Origin of the sequence: Mycolicibacter kumamotonensis (assembly GCF_002086285.1) — a bacterium.
Taxonomy (GTDB): domain Bacteria; phylum Actinomycetota; class Actinomycetes; order Mycobacteriales; family Mycobacteriaceae; genus Mycobacterium; species Mycobacterium kumamotonense.
On the sequence record NZ_MVHU01000015.1, the window covers coordinates 40,645 to 58,836 of the forward strand.

The 18,192-nt window shown below is 70.1% G+C and carries 17 protein-coding genes and 1 pseudogene; 8 read left to right on the plus strand and 10 right to left on the minus strand.

Translation table 11 applies throughout. The features are described from left to right. Nucleotides 1-9 precede the first annotated feature (9 nt). Nucleotides 10-1,242, plus strand: a complete 1,233-nt coding sequence (locus BST28_RS11810; protein ID WP_083081159.1) for an NAD(P)/FAD-dependent oxidoreductase — start codon at nt 10-12, stop codon at nt 1,240-1,242. A gap of 15 nt (nt 1,243-1,257) precedes the next feature. On the opposite strand, the gene BST28_RS11815 is transcribed toward BST28_RS11810, so the two are convergent. Both BST28_RS11815 and BST28_RS11820 read right to left on the minus strand, forming a co-directional pair. Then, entirely contained in the window at nt 1,258-2,736 is a 1,479-nt protein-coding gene (locus tag BST28_RS11815) for an acetyl-CoA acetyltransferase (protein ID WP_083081160.1), read from the minus strand. Nucleotides 2,737-2,746: 10 nt separating this feature from the next. Continuing rightward, on the minus strand, nt 2,747-5,146 hold the full coding sequence (locus BST28_RS11820; RefSeq protein ID WP_083081161.1) for a CaiB/BaiF CoA-transferase family protein: 2,400 nt from the start codon (nt 5,144-5,146) through the stop codon (nt 2,747-2,749). A gap of 39 nt (nt 5,147-5,185) precedes the next feature. Between BST28_RS11820 and BST28_RS11825 the strand changes: the two genes are divergently transcribed. The 3 genes from BST28_RS11825 (at nt 5,186) to BST28_RS11835 (ending at nt 8,833) form a co-directional block, all read left to right on the plus strand. Then, nucleotides 5,186-7,591, plus strand: coding sequence for a phosphoketolase family protein (locus BST28_RS11825; protein WP_019738202.1), 2,406 nt, complete (start codon nt 5,186-5,188; stop codon nt 7,589-7,591). A gap of 5 nt (nt 7,592-7,596) precedes the next feature. Continuing rightward, on the plus strand, nt 7,597-7,998 hold the full coding sequence (locus BST28_RS11830; RefSeq protein ID WP_234808262.1) for an MmpS family transport accessory protein: 402 nt from the start codon (nt 7,597-7,599) through the stop codon (nt 7,996-7,998). Nucleotides 7,999-8,065: 67 nt separating this feature from the next. Further along, a complete protein-coding gene (locus BST28_RS11835) occupies nt 8,066-8,833 on the plus strand; it encodes a CPBP family intramembrane glutamic endopeptidase (protein ID WP_080575728.1) in 768 nt (255 codons plus the stop codon). A gap of 26 nt (nt 8,834-8,859) precedes the next feature. Here BST28_RS11835 and BST28_RS11840 read toward each other — a convergent pair whose 3' ends face one another. The 7 genes and pseudogenes from BST28_RS11840 to modA all read right to left on the minus strand — a co-directional run bounded on the left by BST28_RS11840 (nt 8,860) and on the right by modA (nt 13,897). Next, nucleotides 8,860-9,888, minus strand: coding sequence for a zinc-binding alcohol dehydrogenase family protein (locus BST28_RS11840; protein WP_019734800.1), 1,029 nt, complete (start codon nt 9,886-9,888; stop codon nt 8,860-8,862). Between the two features lie 34 nt (nt 9,889-9,922). After that, nucleotides 9,923-10,237 carry a GlsB/YeaQ/YmgE family stress response membrane protein gene (locus BST28_RS11845; RefSeq protein WP_019734801.1) on the minus strand — a complete coding sequence of 105 codons (315 nt, stop codon included), beginning with the start codon at nt 10,235-10,237 and terminating at the stop codon, nt 9,923-9,925. Nucleotides 10,238-10,293: 56 nt separating this feature from the next. Further along, the gene (locus BST28_RS11850) at nt 10,294-11,193 is read right to left on the minus strand and encodes an alanine and proline-rich secreted protein Apa (RefSeq protein WP_083081162.1); all 900 of its coding nucleotides are present in this window, start codon (nt 11,191-11,193) and stop codon (nt 10,294-10,296) included. Nucleotides 11,194-11,230: 37 nt separating this feature from the next. Beyond that, the gene (locus BST28_RS25240) at nt 11,231-11,581 is read right to left on the minus strand and encodes a TOBE domain-containing protein (RefSeq protein ID WP_420093438.1); all 351 of its coding nucleotides are present in this window, start codon (nt 11,579-11,581) and stop codon (nt 11,231-11,233) included. 267 nt (nt 11,582-11,848) lie between these two features. Beyond that, nucleotides 11,849-12,277: pseudogene (locus BST28_RS25245) on the minus strand (ATP-binding cassette domain-containing protein); the annotation flags it as partial. A 62-nt stretch (nt 12,278-12,339) separates the two neighbouring features. Next, complete coding sequence (locus BST28_RS11860) at nt 12,340-13,128, minus strand: ABC transporter permease (RefSeq protein ID WP_065287319.1); 789 nt, start codon at nt 13,126-13,128, stop codon at nt 12,340-12,342. Nucleotides 13,129-13,132: 4 nt separating this feature from the next. Further along, entirely contained in the window at nt 13,133-13,897 is a 765-nt protein-coding gene (modA, locus tag BST28_RS11865) for a molybdate ABC transporter substrate-binding protein (RefSeq protein WP_019737699.1), read from the minus strand. Nucleotides 13,898-14,068: 171 nt separating this feature from the next. Here modA and BST28_RS11870 point away from each other — a divergent pair, with 171 nt between their 5' ends. Next, the gene (locus tag BST28_RS11870) at nt 14,069-14,740 is read left to right on the plus strand and encodes an SDR family oxidoreductase (protein WP_019737700.1); all 672 of its coding nucleotides are present in this window, start codon (nt 14,069-14,071) and stop codon (nt 14,738-14,740) included. Between the two features lie 108 nt (nt 14,741-14,848). Continuing rightward, the gene (gene ndh, locus BST28_RS11875; protein ID WP_019737701.1) at nt 14,849-16,234 is read left to right on the plus strand and encodes a type II NADH:quinone oxidoreductase Ndh; all 1,386 of its coding nucleotides are present in this window, start codon (nt 14,849-14,851) and stop codon (nt 16,232-16,234) included. On the opposite strand, the gene BST28_RS11880 is transcribed toward ndh, so the two are convergent. Then, a complete protein-coding gene (locus BST28_RS11880) occupies nt 16,227-16,658 on the minus strand; it encodes a PaaI family thioesterase (RefSeq protein WP_029249313.1) in 432 nt (143 codons plus the stop codon). The two genes, ndh and BST28_RS11880, sit on opposite strands and share 8 nt — an antisense overlap. 124 nt (nt 16,659-16,782) lie before the next feature. Here BST28_RS11880 and BST28_RS11885 point away from each other — a divergent pair, with 124 nt between their 5' ends. After that, nucleotides 16,783-17,199, plus strand: a complete 417-nt coding sequence (locus BST28_RS11885; protein ID WP_019737703.1) for a BlaI/MecI/CopY family transcriptional regulator — start codon at nt 16,783-16,785, stop codon at nt 17,197-17,199. Nucleotides 17,200-17,213: 14 nt separating this feature from the next. Next, nucleotides 17,214-18,152, plus strand: a complete 939-nt coding sequence (locus BST28_RS11890; protein ID WP_083081163.1) for a M56 family metallopeptidase — start codon at nt 17,214-17,216, stop codon at nt 18,150-18,152. The last annotated feature ends 40 nt before the right edge of the window (nt 18,153-18,192 follow it).

Sequence of the window (18,192 nt, forward strand, 5' to 3'; positions counted from 1 at the left end):
GAGGATCTCGTGCCGGCATCAACCCCATTCGTCATCGTCGGCGCCGGTCTGGCCGGCGCCAAGGCCGTGGAAGCATTGCGCGACAAGAACTTCGACGGACCCATCGTGCTTCTCGGCGAGGAGCAGCAGCTTCCCTACGAGCGCCCGCCGCTGTCCAAGGAGTTCCTGGCCGGCAAGAAGGCTCTCGGCGACTTCACCGTGCACCCCCAGGACTGGTACCGCGAGCACGATGTCGACCTGCGGGTGGGCGCCCGCGTGGTGGGTTTGGACCCGACCGGTCACACGGTCAGATTGGCCGACGGCACCAGCCTGGACTACGCGAAGCTGCTGCTGGCCACGGGATCGCGCTCGCGGCGGGTGCCGATCCCGGGCGCCGACGCCGGCGGCGTGCACTATCTGCGCACGATCGATGACGCGTCGGCGCTGGACTCCGCGCTGGCGGCGGGTAGCTCACTGGCGGTGGTGGGCGCCGGCTGGATCGGTATGGAGGTGGCCGCCAGCGCACGACAGCGCGGCGTCGACGTGACGGTGGTGGAGACCGCCGCGCTGCCGCTGCTGGCCAGCCTGGGCACCGAGAACGGCGCCGTGTTCGCCGACCTGCACCGTGAGCACGGCGTGGACCTACACCTGGGATCGGCCGTCTCGGAGGTCACCACGTCCGGCGGTGCCGCCACCGGGCTGCGATTGGGCGACGGCTCGCAGATCCATGCGGGCGCGGTGTTGGTCGCCGTCGGCGCCCAGCCCAATATCGAACTGGCCCAACAGGCCGGTCTTGCAATCGGTGACGGCGGTGTCCTGGTGGACGCGGGACTGCGCAGCAGCGATCCCGACATCTACGCGGTCGGTGACATCGCGGCTGCACAACATCCGTTGCTGGGTACCCGGATCCGCACCGAACACTGGGCGAACGCACTCAAGCAGCCCGCGGTCGCGGCGGCCGGCATGCTCGGCGAGACGGCGGAATACACCGAACTGCCCTACTTCTTCACCGACCAGTACGACCTCGGAATGGAATACGTCGGGCACGCGCCCGGCTACGCCCGCGTGGTGTTCCGCGGTGACGTCGCCGGGCGTGAGTTCACCAGTTTCTGGCTCGGCGAGGACAACCGGGTGCTGGCCGGGATGAACGTCAACATCTGGGAAGGCCTCGACGACATCAAGGCTCTGATCAAGACGCAGGCACCTGTGGATCCCGACCGGCTGGCCGATCCCCGGGCTCCGCTGGGCGAACTGTCCACCTGAGCGCCGGCGTTCGCGTCACCGTAACGCCGCGGTGCCGTCCTCGTGGACGTCGACGGCTGCGCCGGCGATGTCCTCACGCACGCTGGATTCGGCGACGTCCGCATCGCGGATCACCGCCAGGGTCCGAGCGCCCTCGGGGGTCCGGACCGCCACAAACACCTGCTGGGCGCAGCCGTCCCGGTCGAACGGGGTCGTCCAGGACTCCACCGTGCCGCCGCCCTGCCATTGCGCGATCCCCTTGCGAGTGGCTTGGGCGTCGACCGCGGGTTGGACGTCCTCCCAGCGGAATCCGGCTCCGGGCGGCTCGGTGCCGTACACCCCGAAGCTGTGCTTGGTCAGATAACCGCCGTTGGCGCTGATCAGGCCGCGTCGGCCCGGGTGGGCGACCAGCAGTTCGGCCAGGGTGGCGATCGAATGCATCACATAGTTGTTCCACGGCCCGCCGGCAAACGTCAGCCCGCCGGTCACCGTCAGCGGCCGGTCGGGGTCGTCGGTGGGCAGTCCGAGTTCGTTCGCGGCGACTTGGACCGCCGACGGGAAGCACGAATACAGGTCCACATAATCGATTTCGCCGATCGCGCCCGCGCCGGCCAGTTCCACGGCGCGGGCCCCGGCGATCCGGATCGCCGGCGAGGTGTGCAGTTCGGCCCGTTCGGCGATCGCGTAGGTGTCGTGGGCGTCGGCGCCGGCCTGTGGAAAGACCCAGCGCTCCGCCGGGATCCGCAGCTCGGTGGCGACCCGCGCGGAGGTGAGCACCAGCGCAGCGGCCTGGTCGACCATATTGTTGGAGTTCATCAATTTGGTGTAAGGCCAGCTGATCATCCGGTTCTTCGGCCCGGGCTGCCAGATCTCTTCAGCGCCAACGGGTTCACGGATCCAGGCGTGCGGGTTGTCGACCGCGACCGCGTTGAACCGCGACCACAGCTCACCGATGCGCCGACGATGGCCGTCAACGCTCTCCCCCGCAGCGATGCGCAACGCCTGCTCGAACAACGGGTAGACGTAGGCGGGCCGGTCCAAGCCGATACCTTCCTCGGCCGGGCCCGACAACGGCACGTCCTCGCCTTCGCATTCGGCCATCGGGACGGTTTCGTCCTGCCGGGTCCAGGCCAGCTTGCTGCCGGCGGCCCGCAGCCGGGTTCGGGTGCGCCACATCTCACCACCGGCCAGCAGCACCACCCCCGCACGGCCTGACTGGATGTCCAAACAGGCCCGATTCACCAGCGCCTGCGGCACATTGCCGCCCACCGGGGTGTAGCGGGTGGCCGGCCGGTCGGCACCGATCCGCTGGGCGAGCAGCGCGCCCGGATCGCGGTAGCGCGCCGAGAACAGGTTCACCACCCGGATCGAGTCGACGGCGCGCAGCACCCGGTCTTCGGCGGCACGGCGCGCCGCCGCCGCCATCAGATCGACGGGTTCGACGGGTTCGCTGTGGTCGGGATGGTTGATCTGGCCGTAGCCGATCAGCACCGGTGTCCGGGGGTCTACGGGCATGGGCGTAAGACTAATCGGCACCGAACAGCACACCGTCGGCGATCAACCGCTCCGTTGTCTCGTCGTCGAATCCGAGCAGCGTGCGGCAGATCGCGCGGGTGTCCTGACCGGGCAGCGGAGCGGGCCGTTGCGGCGCGGGCGGGATGTTGCGGAACGGTGCGGGACCGGTCTCAGCCGGCAACGGATGCTCGATCAGCGGATGGGTCATCTCGGCGTACACCGAACGGTGGGCCAGTTGCGGGTCTTCGGCGATGTCGGGCGGCCGGTTCATCGGAGCGGCCGCCACCCCGGCCGCCTGCAGCAGCTGCCCGACGTCGGCCGGGGCGCGCCGGCCGGTGTGCCGACTCAGCTGCTCCACCAGCTCCGCGCGGTGGGCAATGCGGGCCGCACCGGTGTTGAAGCGCGGATCGGAGGCCAACCGCTCATCTTCGAAAGCCACCGCGACACAACGCCAGTCCTCATCGGTGCGGATCGAGATCACGCACCATTCGTCATCACCCGAGCACGGGCAGACCAGGTCTAGCCCGGTGTCCGGTTGTACCGCCGCTCCCCCGGCCCGGGCGACATAGCAGGTGTCGAGTTGGTTGACGGCGGCCTCGGCCTGCGAGACGTGGACGTGGACTCCGGCGCCGCTCTGCCGGGCGGCGATCAGTGCGGCCAGCGCCCCGATTGCGGTGACCCGCGCGACCACGTGGTCGGGAAAGACGGTGGTGGCGTCGTAGAAGGGGTGCCGGCCCGGATCCGAGGTGGCATCGGGGTCGGCCCACAACGCGGTGACGCCGGTGGTGGCGCGCACCAGCGGGCCATACCCCATACGGTCGCTCCACGGCCCGGTCTGGCCGAACGCACTGCTCTCGGCGAGCACCACCCGCGGATTGATACCGCGCAGGGTGTCGTAGGAAAATCCCAGGGCGGCAAGTGTTCCCGGCTTGAAGTTGGCGAACACCGCGTCAGCGCCGCCGACCAGGCGGCCGAAGATCTCCTTGCCGGCCGGGTTGCGCAGGTCCAGGCCGAACCCCAAGTTGTTGCGGTGCGTCCAGGCGAACGATTCGCTCATCGCCGATCCGGGGCGAGTCTGCCGCAGGCCGTCGGGGTAGGCCGCGCTCTCCACCTTGATGACCTCGGCGCCCAGGTCGCCGAAGAGCCGACTGGCTTCCCCGCCGGCCACGATGACCCCCAGGTCGACGATCCGGACGCCGTCGAACGGCCGGGCTCCGCTCACGCCGCCGGATGCCGGCCCGACCGGCGGGCGGGCTCGCCAGCCGGTGTTCGGGCCGCCGAGGGCCGGTGCCGGGCTGCGGAAGCCGGCCCGGTGATCGTCGACCACGTAGTAGCCGGTCGGGATCAGCGCGGTGCGGCCCGGGGCCAGTTCGGCGTGGGTTGCGGCCCCGGCCGCCGCGAAGTGTTCGCCGGCCAGCACCTGCGCCGGTTCGCCCACGGCGGCGATCGGCACTCCGCGGGCCTGCCCGGCCGCAACCAGCTCGGCCATGTCCTGATCGGCGAACAGGTTGCGGACCAGCACGCTGATCTGTGGCCAGACCGCGAATCGCTCGCCGATCACCCCGAATTTGGGGTCGGCGTACTCCGCGGGCTCCCCCAGCCAGCTCCAGAGGCCGCGCCACTGGCGCGGGGACAGCACACACAGCCGGACGTAGCCGTCCCGGCACGCGTAGATCGGGTAGGCGTCCTGGTTCCGGGGCCGACCACGCCACCGGCTCGCTCCGCTGCGGGCCGCGGCGACCTGGCCCTGGGCGCCGAATATCGGGTCGAGCACCGTGACCACTGCGTCGAAACGCGAGAAGTCGATGTAATCTCCTGTGCCGCAACGCAACCTGTTGTAGTAGGCGACCAGCACCGCCCAAGCGGCCTGGACCGCAGCGGTCGCCGAGGCTATCCCGGCCGGTGGCAGCACCGGCGTTCCGGTGGTCGGGCCGGATCGGGACAGCGCACCGGAGAGGCCGTAGAGCACCGCGTCGGTGGCCTGCCACGGTGAACGCGGCCCGCTCGTCCCGAAGTCGGTGACCGACATCGTCACCAGGTGGCCGAACCGGTCGGCCAGCTCCGCACACGAGGTCCCGAAAAGCCAGGTCCCGACGTCGGCGCCGTACCCCGGCCGGCCGCTGTCCACCACGATGTCGGCGGTCGCCGCCAGTTCGTCGAACCGGCGGCGGTCGGCCTCATCGGCCGGATCCAAGGTCACGCTCCGCTTATTGGCGTTGTGCAGCGCGAACGAGATGCTCACGCCGCCCAGCAGCGGAGGAGCGGTGCGCGCCGAACTACCGCCCGGGGGCTCCACTTTGAGCACGTCGGCCCCCAGATCGGCGAGCAACCGGGTGACCGCGTCCGCGTCACCCCCGGCCAGATCGAGGACGCGAACAGATTCCAGCAGCACCCTGACAGGGTATTGAATGGTTGCCGGGGCTCCGCTTCGACGCGGACAATCGCAGAGATGAGTGCAGAGACCACGCCGCCGGCACCGCCTGCGATCTCAGACGATGAACTGGCACGCATCGACGCCTACTGGCGTGCCGCCAATTATCTGTCGGTGGGCCAGATCTATCTGCTGGACAATCCGCTGTTGACCGAGCCGCTGCGGCCCGAGCATGTCAAGCCCCGGCTACTTGGCCACTGGGGTACCACGCCCGGGCTCAATCTGCTGTACGCCCACCTGAACAGGATCATCCGCGACCGCGACGCCGACGTCATCTTCGTCACCGGCCCCGGCCACGGCGGGCCGGCGCTGGTGGCCAACGCCTACCTGGAGGGCACCTACAGCCAGGTGTACACCGGGATCGAGGAGAACACCGACGGGATACGAAAATTGTTCCGGCAGTTCTCTTTTCCCGGCGGGGTACCCAGCCACGTCGCCGCCGAGACGCCGGGCTCCATCCACGAGGGCGGCGAGCTCGGCTACGCGCTGGTGCACGCCTTCGGTGCCGCCTTCGACAACCCGGAGCTGGTGGTGGCCTGTGTCATCGGCGACGGCGAGGCCGAGACCGGGCCGCTGGCGGCCAGCTGGCATTCCAACAAATTCCTCAACCCCGCCGTCGACGGCGCGGTGCTGCCCATCCTGCATCTCAACGGGTACAAGATCGCCAATCCGACTGTTCTGGCCCGGATCCCGCAATCGGAGTTGGAGGCGCTGCTGCGCGGGTACGGGTACCGGCCGATCACCGTCGCCGGCGACGACCCGGCCGTCGTGCACCGGTTGCTCGCGGCGGCACTCGACGACGCGTTCGACGACATCGCGGTGATCCGGCGAACCGCGCGCACCGACAACGCGACCATGCGGCCGGTGTGGCCGATGATCGTGCTGCGCACCCCGAAGGGCTGGACGGGGCCGGCAATCGTGGACGGCACGCAGGTGGAGGGCACCTGGCGGGCGCATCAGGTGCCGCTCGCACAGACCCGTACCGACCCCGAGCACCGCAGGCAACTGGAGGAATGGTTGCGCAGCTACCGTCCCGCGGAGCTGTTCGACGAATCCGGCCGGCTGCGCCCGGAGCTGGCGGCGTTGGCGCCGCGCGGGAATCGGCGGATGAGCGCCAGTCCCCACGCCAACGGCGGGCTGCTGCTGCGCGACCTCGACCTGCCGGACTTTCGTGACTACGCCGTTCCGGTGAGCACACCGGCCACCGAGACCCACGAGGCCACCCGGGTGCTGGGGGCGTACCTGCGCGACGTGATCGATCGCAACCGCGACCGGTTCCGCTTGATGGGTCCCGACGAAACCGCCTCGAACCGTCTTTCGGCGGTGTTCGAGGCGACCGACCGGGTCTGGATGTCGGCGATCGATCCCGGCGACGATCACGTCGCCCCCGACGGGCGGGTTCTGGAGGTGCTGTCGGAACACCTGTGCCAGGGCTGGCTGGAGGGCTATCTGCTGACCGGCCGGCACGGGCTGTTCAACTGCTACGAGGCGTTCGTGCACATCGTCGACTCGATGTTCAATCAGCACGCCAAGTGGCTGGCCGTAAGCCGCGAGCTGCCGTGGCGGCGGCCGATCGCCTCGCTGAACTATCTATTGACCTCCCACGTCTGGCGACAGGACCACAACGGGGCGTCACACCAGGACCCCGGATTCATCGACCTGGTGGCCAACAAGCGCCCCGAGGTGGTGCGGGTCTACCTGCCGCCGGACGGCAACACCCTGCTGTCGGTGACCGATCATTGCCTGCGCAGCCGCAACTACGTCAACGTGATCGTCGCCGGAAAGCAGCCGGCGCTGGCCTATCTGAACGTGACCGAGGCGGTGGCGCACTGCACCCGGGGCCTGGGCATCTGGGACTGGGCCGGCACCGCCGCCGGTGAGCCCGACGTGGTGCTGGCCTGCGCCGGCGACATCCCGACCCTGGAAACACTGGCTGCCGCCGACATCCTGCGCCGGGAGTTGCCCGACCTGGCCGTGCGGGTGGTCAACGTGGTGGACATCATGCGGCTGCAGCCTGCGACTGAACATCCACATGGCTTGCCCGACAACGAGTTCGATGCCTTGTTCACCCGCGACAAGCCGGTGATCTTCGCCTATCACGGCTACGCCTGGCTGATCCACCGGCTCACCTATCGGCGGACGAACCACGACCAGATGCACGTGCGTGGCTACCGGGAGCGCGGCACCACCACGACACCGTTCGACATGGTGATGCTCAACGACCTGGACCGCTTCCATCTGGTGATGGACGTCATCGATCGGGTGCCGGGCCTGGGTGAACGCAGTGCGGTGCTGCGCCAGCAGATGGTCGACGCCCGGCTCGCCGCCCGGCTCTACACCCGCGAGCACGGCGAGGACGACCCCCGCATCACCGACTGGACGTGGCGAACCGGCATGGCCGAAGCCGACGGCGAGATAAGGTGACGGCCATGATTGCTCACCCGTCACCGATGTCCCGCAAGGCGGCGGCGCTGCTGGGCGCCCTCATCGCCGCGGCCGCGGCCTCGACCGCCGCCCCGGCCGGCGCGGTCCCGGACCTCACCAAGGTGCCGGTGCGCTACGACCTGACCGGGACCGGTGTCGCCGGCTACATCACCTACCAGACCCAGAACGGGCAGGCGCACGCCACCAACGCGCCGCTGCCCTGGTCGATCCAGTTGAACGGCTCCAAGACGAACATGGCCAGTCCCGCCTCCTACTCGCTGAGCGCCCAGGGCGTCGGTCCGGGAACGCTGAGCTGCACGGTCAGCGTCGACGGCAAGGTGGTCAGCCAGAACACCGCGGCCGGCAACCCGGCGCGGGTGCTGTGCGAGACCCACGGGCCGCGCTGACCCGCGCGAGGCCGGCCGCAATCGGCGAAACAACGCCCGGGCCGGGCCGCGGGTAGAATCCCGTCCAATGCCTTGCCACGATCTCGCGGCGCCCGGGGGGCGGCATCCGTTGTTGTCGCAACTCTCGGCGTTGCACCAGTTTCGCGCCTTCGTCGACGTCGCCGTCGTCGTGGTGGTGTTGGCGCTGGCCAATCTGGTCGCGCATTTCACCACGCCCTGGGCGGCGGTCGCCACCGTTCCCGCGACCGCCATCGGCCTGGTGGTTCTGGTCCGCTGCAACGGCCTGAGCTGGGCCGAACTGGGTTTGGGCCGCGCGCACTGGAAGTCCGGAGTCGGCTACGCCCTAGCCGCGGTGCTGCTGGTGGTGTCGGTGGTCGCCGTCGGCGCCCTGCTGCCCGTGACCCGGCCGCTGTTCCTGAACAATCACTACGCCACCGTTTCCGGGGCCGTGGTGGCCTCGATGCTCGTCATCCCGCTGCAGACCGTCATCCCCGAGGAGCTGGCCTTTCGCGGTGCGCTGCACGGCGCGCTGCACCGGGCCTGGGGTTTCCGCGGGGTCGCCGCGGCCGGCTCACTGCTGTTCGGGCTCTGGCACATCGCCACCTCGCTGGGGCTCACCAGCAGCAACGTCGGCTTCACCCGGCTGTTCGGGGGTGGATTTATGGGCATGGTGGCCGGGGTGTCGCTTGCGGTGCTGGCCACCGCGGCGGCCGGTTTCGTGTTCAGCTGGCTGCGCCGGCGCAGCGGCAGCCTCATCGCCCCGATCGCACTGCACTGGTCGCTCAACGGGGTGGGCGCACTGGCCGCTGCCCTGGTGTGGCAGCTGTCCGCCTGACCGGCGGTAGCGCCGACGCCGGCGGTTCACGCCAACAGCACCGCCGCCCCCGCGATCCGGCCGGCCTCCAGATCGGCCAGTGCCCGGTCCGCTTCACCTAGCGAATACTCCGGTGTGGTCACGTCGATGTGGTGTGTCGCGGCGAAGTCGAGGAACTCGCGGGCGTCGGCGCGGGTGTTGGAGGTCACCGACCGGATCTGGCGTTCGCGGAACAGGTGGCGCTGGTAGTTCAGCGGCGGGATGTCGCTGAGGTGGATCCCGGCGATCGCGCAGGTGCCGCCGGCATCCAAGGCCTCACAGGCCGGCAGCACCAGCTCGCCGACGGGTGCGAACAGGATCGCCGAATCCAGGGGCACCGGCGGCGGGTCGCTCGCCCCCTGCGCCGAGGCCGCACCCAACCGCAGCGCCAACTCCCTGGCCCGCTGGCCGCGGGTCATCACGTGCACCTCTGCGCCGCGGGCGAGTGCGACCTGCGCGGTGATGTGCGCACTGCCGCCGAACCCATAGAGCCCGAGCCGGCCGCCGGGTGGCAGGTCGGCGCGTGCCAGCGCCCGATAGCCGATGATGCCCGCGCACAGCAGCGGCGCCAATTCGCTGTCGCTGTAACCGCTGGGCAGGGGATGGGCGAATGCCGCAGGGACGGTGGCGAACTCGGCGTAGCCTCCGTCCTCGTCCCAGCCGGTGTAGCGCGACTGCGGACATAGATTCTCAGCGCCCCGGCGACAGTACCGGCAGGACCCACAGGTGTGCCGCAGCCAGGCGATCCCCACCCGGTCACCCACGGCGAAGTCCGCACCGGCTTCGGCGCCGACCTCGACGACCTCGCCGACCACCTCGTGGCCGGGTGTCACCCCGGGGCGGTGAGCCGGTAAGTCACCCTCGACGACGTGCAGATCGGTGCGGCACACCCCGCAGGCGCGTACCGCCACAAGCAGTTCCGACGGCTGCGGCCGCGGCATAGCGGTGCTGACTCGGCGCAGTGGCTTGCCGGCGATCGGGCCGGGCTGCTGCACCCGCCAGGCACTCATGGTCACGTTGGACTGCGGTGTGCCCATGACGCCATTCTGCGCGCCGTTGCCCCGAAACGGGTTAGCGTTTACGCACCAGCCCGAGCAGCCACAGCAGCAGGATCGACCCCAGGGTCGCGGTGAACAGGGTGAACCACCAGCCGCCGGACGCGGTGTCGAATCTGAAGCTCAGCAGGAACCCGCCCAGCAACGCACCGCATATCCCGGTGATGATGTTCATCAGGATGCCGGAGGCACCACGGTTGATGACTTTGCCGGCGATCCACCCGGCGATAGCCCCGATGATGATGTAGCCGACCCAGCCCACACTGGTTAGCGTGGTCGAACGCTCGGCCAGAAAGCCGTTCGCCGCCACCACATCCCATTGCGCATTCATGGCGCCAGGCTAATCGGTCTGCTAGCGCCGCGGGGGCGACTGCGATCAGCCGGTGATCACGGCGCCGGGGCCGGAGCGGGCTCCGGCGCGGGCGCAGGCGCGGGAACACCCGGGACGCCGGGCACCGGGGCCGGCTCAGCCGGTGCGGCGGGCAGCGGGCGGATCGATTCCGTCAGCGCCTGGGCCGCGCCGCGGTCCACCGGGTTGTTCGCGGTACCCAACCACACCACGAACCAGCGCTCGGCCTGGGCCGCGGTGCTGCCGTCGGCCGGCGGCACACCGATCACGCCGCTCCAGATCTGGCCGACGGGTTTGGCGGGGTCGGTGAACTTGACCTCGTAGTAGGACGCGCTACCGGTCAGCCCGCCCCCGGCCAGCGGGGTGCTCTCCTGGTTGGCGCGGGTCCCGGGATAGGGCATGAAGAACTCGCCCATGTCCGAGCCCAGGCGGGTGGCGGCCTTGGCGTTGTCGGTCTCGGCGCTGGCGTAGAGCCGCTGGTCGAGCTTGCCGAGCACGATCCGGGTGTCGTTGGCCACCGGCGCCGGCTGCCCCGGCAACAGCGGCTCGCCGGTCTTCTTGCTCAGCAACGAGGACCCGTATTCGAGGTGGCTGGTGTCGGATTGCACCCATCCGGCCGGCAGGACGTAGCTGAAACCGCCGGCCGCGTCATCGACCCGACCCACCTCGGGTGCGCCCGGCTCGGCGACGGGTGCCGGCGCGTTCGCGTCGGCTGGCGGCGTGTTGGCGTCGGCCGGCGGGGCGTCGGCCGGCGGGGTGTCGGCCGGCGGGGTGTCGGCGCTTCCCGACGGCGCGGGGGGAGGTGGCGGCACCGGGTCGGCGTAGGCCGGCGTCGCCGTGGCGAACGCCAGCGCACCGGCGATCGCGACGGCCCACGTCGTCGCGGTCAGCGCTCGGATGCCCCTGTGGGCCGTTGAGGTCGGGTCCACCTGCTTCATGGCAGAAAAACCTACCCCGTCCGCACCCGTACGCAAGTTAATCCACGCCGGGGTGTGTCGCGCGCAGCGTCACTTCCTGCGCCTTGACACCGAACCAGACGACCTGCCCGGGCGCCAGCCGCAGCTCTGCAGCGGCGTCGGCGGTGATGTCTGCGGCCAGGCCCGGGGCCCCGTCCGGCTGGTCGATGCCACGGACCTGGATCGCGCTGCCGCGGGCTTGTACGTCGGCGACGGTCACCTCGACGAGATTGCGCGGACTGCCGTGTGGCGGCGGCTCCCGATACACCGCGACCGCCTGCGGTGTGCTGACCGCAACCGCCGGTCGCCCCACGGCCAGATCGTCATCGGCGGTTCCATGCCACCGCTCCCCCCACCGGGTGCGCAGCATGCCCTCGCCGTCGATCACCCCGGCCACCAGATTGAATCCCGCGATCTGCGCCCCGAATCGGCTGCGGGGCGCGGCCAGTACCTCGGCGGTGGCGCCGATCTCGGCGACCCGGCCCGACTCGAGTACCAGGACCCGATCGGCCAGCCCGAACACGTCGAGGAGGTCGTGGGTGACCAGCACCGTGGTCCGGCAGGCGGTGGAGATGACATCGCGCAGCACGGAGCGCACCGCGGCCGCGGCGGCCACATCGAGCCCGGCCAGCGGCTCATCGAGCAGGAGCACCTCGGGTTCAGCGGCCAGGGCACGCGCGATCGCGACCCGCTGCGCCTGTCCGCCGGAGAGCCGGCGCGGCCTGCGCTCGGCCAGATCTGCCGCGTCGACCGCCCGCAGCCACGGGGCCGCCACCGCCCGTGTGCGCTGCCGGCGGCCGACGCGACGCCGGCTGTTCGGACCGAACGCCACATTGGCCGCCACACTCAGGTGCGGAAACAGCAGGGGATCCTGCAGCAGCAGACCGACCCGACGGTCCTGGGTGGCGACATGCACCCCCGCTCCGGTGTCCGTCAGCACCCGATCGCCGACTCGCACCACACCGGTGTCGGGCCGCAGCAGTCCAGCGATCACATGCAGCACAGTGGATTTCCCGGCGCCGTTGGGTCCGAGGACGGCAAGCACCTCCCCCGGCGCAACGCTCACCCGCACATCCAGGCCCCGCTCGGCCACCACCGCGTGCAGTGTCAGCCCGTCCGCCACGGCGGTCACCAGACACCGGCCAGCCGGCGAGCGCCCAACCCCAGCACCACCACCGCGGCCACCGCCACCAACACCAGCGACATCGCCGCCGCGGCGTCGGCGTCGGTCACCCGCTGCAGATAGATGGCCAGCGGCAGCGTCCGGGTGACACCCTCACGGGACCCGGCGAAGGTCAAAGTCGCCCCGAACTCTCCCAGCGACCGCGCGAACGCCAACACCGCGCCCGAGACCAGACCCGGCGTCAGCAGCGGCAACGTCACCCGCCACCACACGGTGCTCGGCCGTGCGCCCAGGGTTGCGGCCACCACCTCGTAGTCGATGCCGGCGGTGCGGGCCGCGCCCTCCAGCGCGATCACCAGGAACGGCAGCGACACGAAGGTCTGCGCCAGCACCACCGCGGTGGTGGTGAACGCAATATGGATCCCGGCCGCGTCCAGGTAGCGCCCCACCAGGCCGAGTCGCCCGAACGCGTACAGCAGCGCGATTCCGCCCACCACCGGCGGCAGCACCAGTGGCAGCAGCGTCAGGGGCCGCAGCAGCCGCACCACCCGGGCCCGGCTGCGCGCCAGCACCAGCGCCATCGGCACGCCCAGGAGGACGCAGAGCACGGTGCTGGCCGCGGCGGTCTTGAGGCTGAGCCGCAGCGCGGCCGTCGACGACGGACTGGTGATCAACGTCCAGAAATGCGGCCAGTCGACCCTGACCGCGATCGCCGCCAGGGGCAACACCACGAACGCGGCGCCGATCGCGGCGGGCACGTAGACCCAGCCCGGCAGGTCGTTGGGCCGGTGCACCGGATCAGGGCTTGCCGAAGCCGGCCGCGTGCAGGATCTTCTGCCCCGCTGCACCGGTCACCAGGTCGACGAATTGTTGGGCAGGCCCGGGTCGCGCCGCATCTTTGAGCACTCCGACCGGATAGGTGTTGACCGCCCCGGCGGCCTCCGGGAACTCGACGGTGGCGACTTTGTCGCCGGCATGGATCGCGTCGGTGCGGTAGACGACACCGGCGTCGGCCTGGCCGGTGGTGACCTTGTTGAGCACGTCGGTGACGTCGGGTTCCTCACTGACCGGGTGCACCCGGACACCGGTGGCGTCCTCGATTTTGTGGGTGGCCGCTCCACACGGGACCGGTGGTTGGCACAACACCACGGCCAGGCCGGGAGCGGCCAGATCGGCGAAGGACCGCACCGCGTGCGGGTTTCCGGGGGCGGTGACGATCACCAGCGTGTTGGTGGCGAACGGCAGCGCCTCGCCGTCGAGCAGGCCGGCCTGGGCGACCTTGTCCATCTGGGCGGTGTTGGCCGAGGCGAACACGTCCGCGCCCGCACCCTGGGTCAGCTGGGTGGCCAGGTCCGAGGAGCCGGCGAAGTTGAACTCCACGTCGACCCCGGGATGATCGGTCGTGAACTGCTCGGCGATCTCGGTGAACGCCGGCCGCAGTGACGCCGCCGCGAACACCGTGATCGACGGCGTGCCGGGTTCGGAGCTACATCCGGTCAGGCTCGTCAATCCCGCCGCCAGCATGACCGATACCGCACCGGAGATCACCCGGGTTCGCCACATGGCTCGCAGCCTAATGGGAAGCGCGAGCGCGGCGAAGCCGCACAGCGGGTGCCGTCCTCGGCCCGCTTTTTCCGGACCGTGGCCGGATCGTGTCTGCGCCGAGTTCCGCCCCTGGCCCGAAAACCGGCTACTGTCCAGTAACATAGCTGGGAACACGAGGAGGTCCTACCGATGGATGTGCTGGTCACCGGTGGTGACACCGAGCTGGGTCGCGCCGTAGCCGAAGGTTTCACCGAAGCCGGCCACAAGGTGACGCTGGCGGGGATGCGGGGTCCCGAACTCGAGGTCGCAGCCAAGGAACTCGAGGCCAACGCGGTCGTATGCGACAACACCGACCCGGCCAGCCTGCTGCAGGCCCGCGGCCTGTTCCCGCACCACCTGGACACCATCGTCAACGTGCCGGCGCCGCGCTGGCAGGGCGGCGATCCGCGCGCCTACTCGCTGGCCGATCAGGCCGCCGCCTGGCGCAACGCCCTGGACGCCACGGTGCTCTCGGCGGTGCTGACCGTCGCGACCGTCGGCGATCACCTGCGCTCCGGTGGAACGATCGTTTCGGTGATCCCAGACAACCCGGTCGACGGCAGCGCCGACGCGGCGATCAAGGCCGCGCTGTCGAATTGGACCGCCGGGCAAGCCACCGCCTTCGGCACCCGGGGAATCACCGTCAACGTCGTCGCCTCCGGCGCCGGCGCGCGCCCCGGCTACGACGGGCTCACCAGTGCCCCGCCCAGCGCGGCCGCCGAGATCGCCCGCCTGGCGGTGTTCTTGACCACGCCGTCCGCCCGGCACATCACCGGCCAGACGCTGCACGTCAGCCACGGGGCATTAGCCCATTTCGGCTGATAATGGGCCCGAGTGGTTAATCCCACAACCAGGGAATGCGGTGAGCACCAACCCCGTCGACTAGCGTATTTATGAACGCAGTCGCCGTCGAGGAGCAACCACATTCCCATGAGTGCCCAGCCTGAAGTCACTGCGCAGAGCCGACGACGCCACCAGGTGGTCATCATCGGCTCCGGATTCGGCGGATTGACCGCGGCCAAGAAACTCAAGCGGGCCGACGTCGACGTCAAGTTGATCGCCCGCACCACTCACCACCTGTTCCAGCCGCTGCTGTACCAGGTGGCGACCGGGATCCTGTCCGAAGGCGAGATCGCCCCGTCGACGCGCGTCGTGCTGCGCAAGCAGCGCAACGCCCAGGTGCTGCTCGGTGACGTCACGCACATCGATCTGGCCGGTAAGTTCGTCACCTCGGAGGTGCTCGGCCACACCTACGACACCCCGTTCGACAGCCTGATCATCGCGGCCGGCGCCGGGCAGTCCTACTTCGGCAATGACCAGTTCGCCGAGTTCGCGCCCGGCATGAAGACCATCGACGACGCCCTGGAATTGCGGGGCCGTATCCTGAGCGCCTTCGAGCAGGCCGAGCGGTCCCGGGATGCCGCCCGGCGGGAGAAGCTGCTGACCTTCACGGTGGTCGGTGCGGGCCCCACCGGTGTCGAAATGGCCGGGCAGATCGCCGAATTGGCCAACTACACGCTCAAGGGCGCGTTCCGCAACATCGATTCGACCAAGGCGCGGGTGATCCTGCTCGATGCCGCTCCTGCCGTGCTGCCCCCGATGGGCGAGAAGCTGGGCCGCAAGGCCGCCGAGCGGCTGGAGAAGATGGGCGTGGAGATCCAGCTGGGGGCCATGGTCACCGATGTCGACCGCAACGGGCTGACCGTCAAGGACTCCGACGGCACCATCCGGCGGATCGAATCGCAGTGCAAGGTGTGGTCCGCCGGTGTGTCGGCCAGCCCGCTGGGCCGCGACCTCGCCGAGCAGTCCGACGTCGAGCTCGACCGCGCCGGGCGGGTCAAGGTGTTGCCCGACCTGTCGGTGCCCGGCCACCCGAACGTGTTCGTCATCGGGGACATGGCGGCCGTCGAGGGCGTCCCCGGAATGGCGCAGGGTGCCATCCAGGGCGCCAAGCACGTCGCCAGCACCATCAAAGCCGAGCTCGGCGGTGCCGACCCGGCCGACCGGGAGCCCTTCCAGTACCTGGACAAGGGCTCGATGGCCACCGTGTCGAGGTTCTCGGCGGTCACCAAGATCGGGCCGCTGGAGTTCAGCGGTTTCCTCGCCTGGCTGGCCTGGCTGGGGCTGCACCTGATCTACCTGGTGGGGTTCAAGAACAAGATCAGCACGCTGCTGTCGTGGAACGTGACGTTCCTGAGCACCCGGCGGGGGCAGCTCACCATCACCGAGCAGCAGGCGTTCGCGCGAACCCGCCTGGAACAGCTCGAAGTGCTGGCCGCCGAGGCGCAACGCGGCACCGAACGCGCGGTCAGTTAGCCGCGGTCGGATCAGCCGGCAGATTCTGCAACCGGACCTGGCCGCGGGCCACCATCCGCTGCTCGGAATCGGTGATGGTCACCAGCCACAGCTGTTGGCGACGGCCGCGATGGATCGGGGTGGCCGCGGCGTACACCGTCCCCGAGGAGACCGCTCGCAAAAAGTCGGTGTTGTTGTTCACCCCGACCACGGTTCCGCCCGCTTGGCCACCGTCGGAGTTGAGCCATGTGTGCGCCGAGACGCTTGCCACGCTCTCGACGATCGAGCAGTACACCCCACCGTGCACGATGCCCGCCGGCTGGCACAGCTTGGGCTGCAACTCCAGTGTGGCGCTGGCGCCGTCCGGGCTGATTTCGGTGAAGACCAGGCCGATTTCGCTGTCGAACGGCGCGAAGTCGGCGGGCGTGAGGCCGGTTGCAGACATGTCATGGTTGTACACGACGGCTTCTGGTCCGCCTGCACAGCCCAGTAGACGCACAGCCGCCCATACGACAGCCGGTAGTAATTGAGGGTAGGCTTGCTCCGTTGCCCAGGGAGTTGATTACCACATGGCGAAGCAGACCCACTTAGGGGATTTGGAACGAGCGGTGATGGACCACCTGTGGTCCGCGCCGGAGGCCCAGACCGTGCGCCAGGTCCATGAGGCGCTGTCAGCGCGGCGGGACCTGGCCTACACCACCGTGATGACAGTCCTGCAGCGGCTGGCCAAGAAGAATCTGGTCTCCCAGATCCGCGACGACCGCGCGCACCGCTACACCCCGGTCCGGGGCCGCGACGAGCTGGTCGCCGGGCTGATGGTCGAAGCCCTCGATCAGGCCGCCGACTCCGGTGACCGCCGGGCCGCACTGGTGCACTTCGTCGAACGCGTCGGCGTGGACGAGGCCGACGCGTTGCGGCGTGCGCTGGACGAACTGGAGGCCAAACATCGCATCCGCCTCCCAGGTAGCGGCCGACCTGCGTCCTGAGGGAGACTTACAGCGTGTCCGCGCTGGCCTTTTCCATCGTCGCGCTGTTGCTCGTGGGGCCGGTACCCGCCCTGCTGGCACGCGCTGATTGGCCACTTCGCGCTCCTCGGGCCGCGCTGGTGCTCTGGCAGGCCATCGCCATCGCCGCGGTGCTGTCCGCGTTCAGCGCCGGCCTGGCCACCGCAAGCCGGCTGCTGATGCCCGGACCGGACGGCCGCCTCACGTCGACCATCCTCGGCTCCCTGGATCGTTTGGGTTGGCCGCTGTGGACCTTCTACGTCGCGGTCTTCGTCTTGACCCTGATGGTCGGGATGCGCCTGACCTGGACGGTGTTGCGGGTCGCTATCCGCACCCGGCAGCGCCGGGCCCACCACCGCATGCTTGTCGACCTGGTGAGCGTCACCGACCGACCGCCCGCGGTGCGCGCCAGCGGGCTGCGCATTCTGCAGGTGATGCAGCCGCTGGCCTACTGCCTGCCCGGCGTGCGGAGCCGGGTGGTGGTCAGTTCCGGCACGCTCGACGCACTCGGTGACACCGAGTTGGCCGCGCTGCTCTGCCATGAGCGGGCCCACCTGCGCGCCCGGCACGACCTGGTACTCGAGGCCTTCTCGGCCGTGCACACCGCGTTCCCCTGGTTCGTGCGCAGCGCCAGCGCCCTGGGCGCGGTCCGGCTGTTGATCGAACTGCTCGCCGACGACGCCGCCGTTCGGGTGGCCGGGGCCCCTCCCCTGGCCCGCGCCCTGGTGACCTGTGCCTCCACCAAAGTCCCCGCCGGGGCGCTGGCGGCCGGTGGCACCAACACGGTGCTGCGCGTGCAGCGGTTGTCGGGGCGGGGCAACAGCCCGGTGCTGGCTGCGGCCGCCTATACGGCCGCAGCCGGGGTGCTGACAGTGCCCACGGTGGCACTGGCGGTACCGTGGCTGACCGAGCTGCACCGACTGATCGCGGGGTAACCCGCGCCGCCCGGCGGGCCGGGCACCGAATCACCTACCA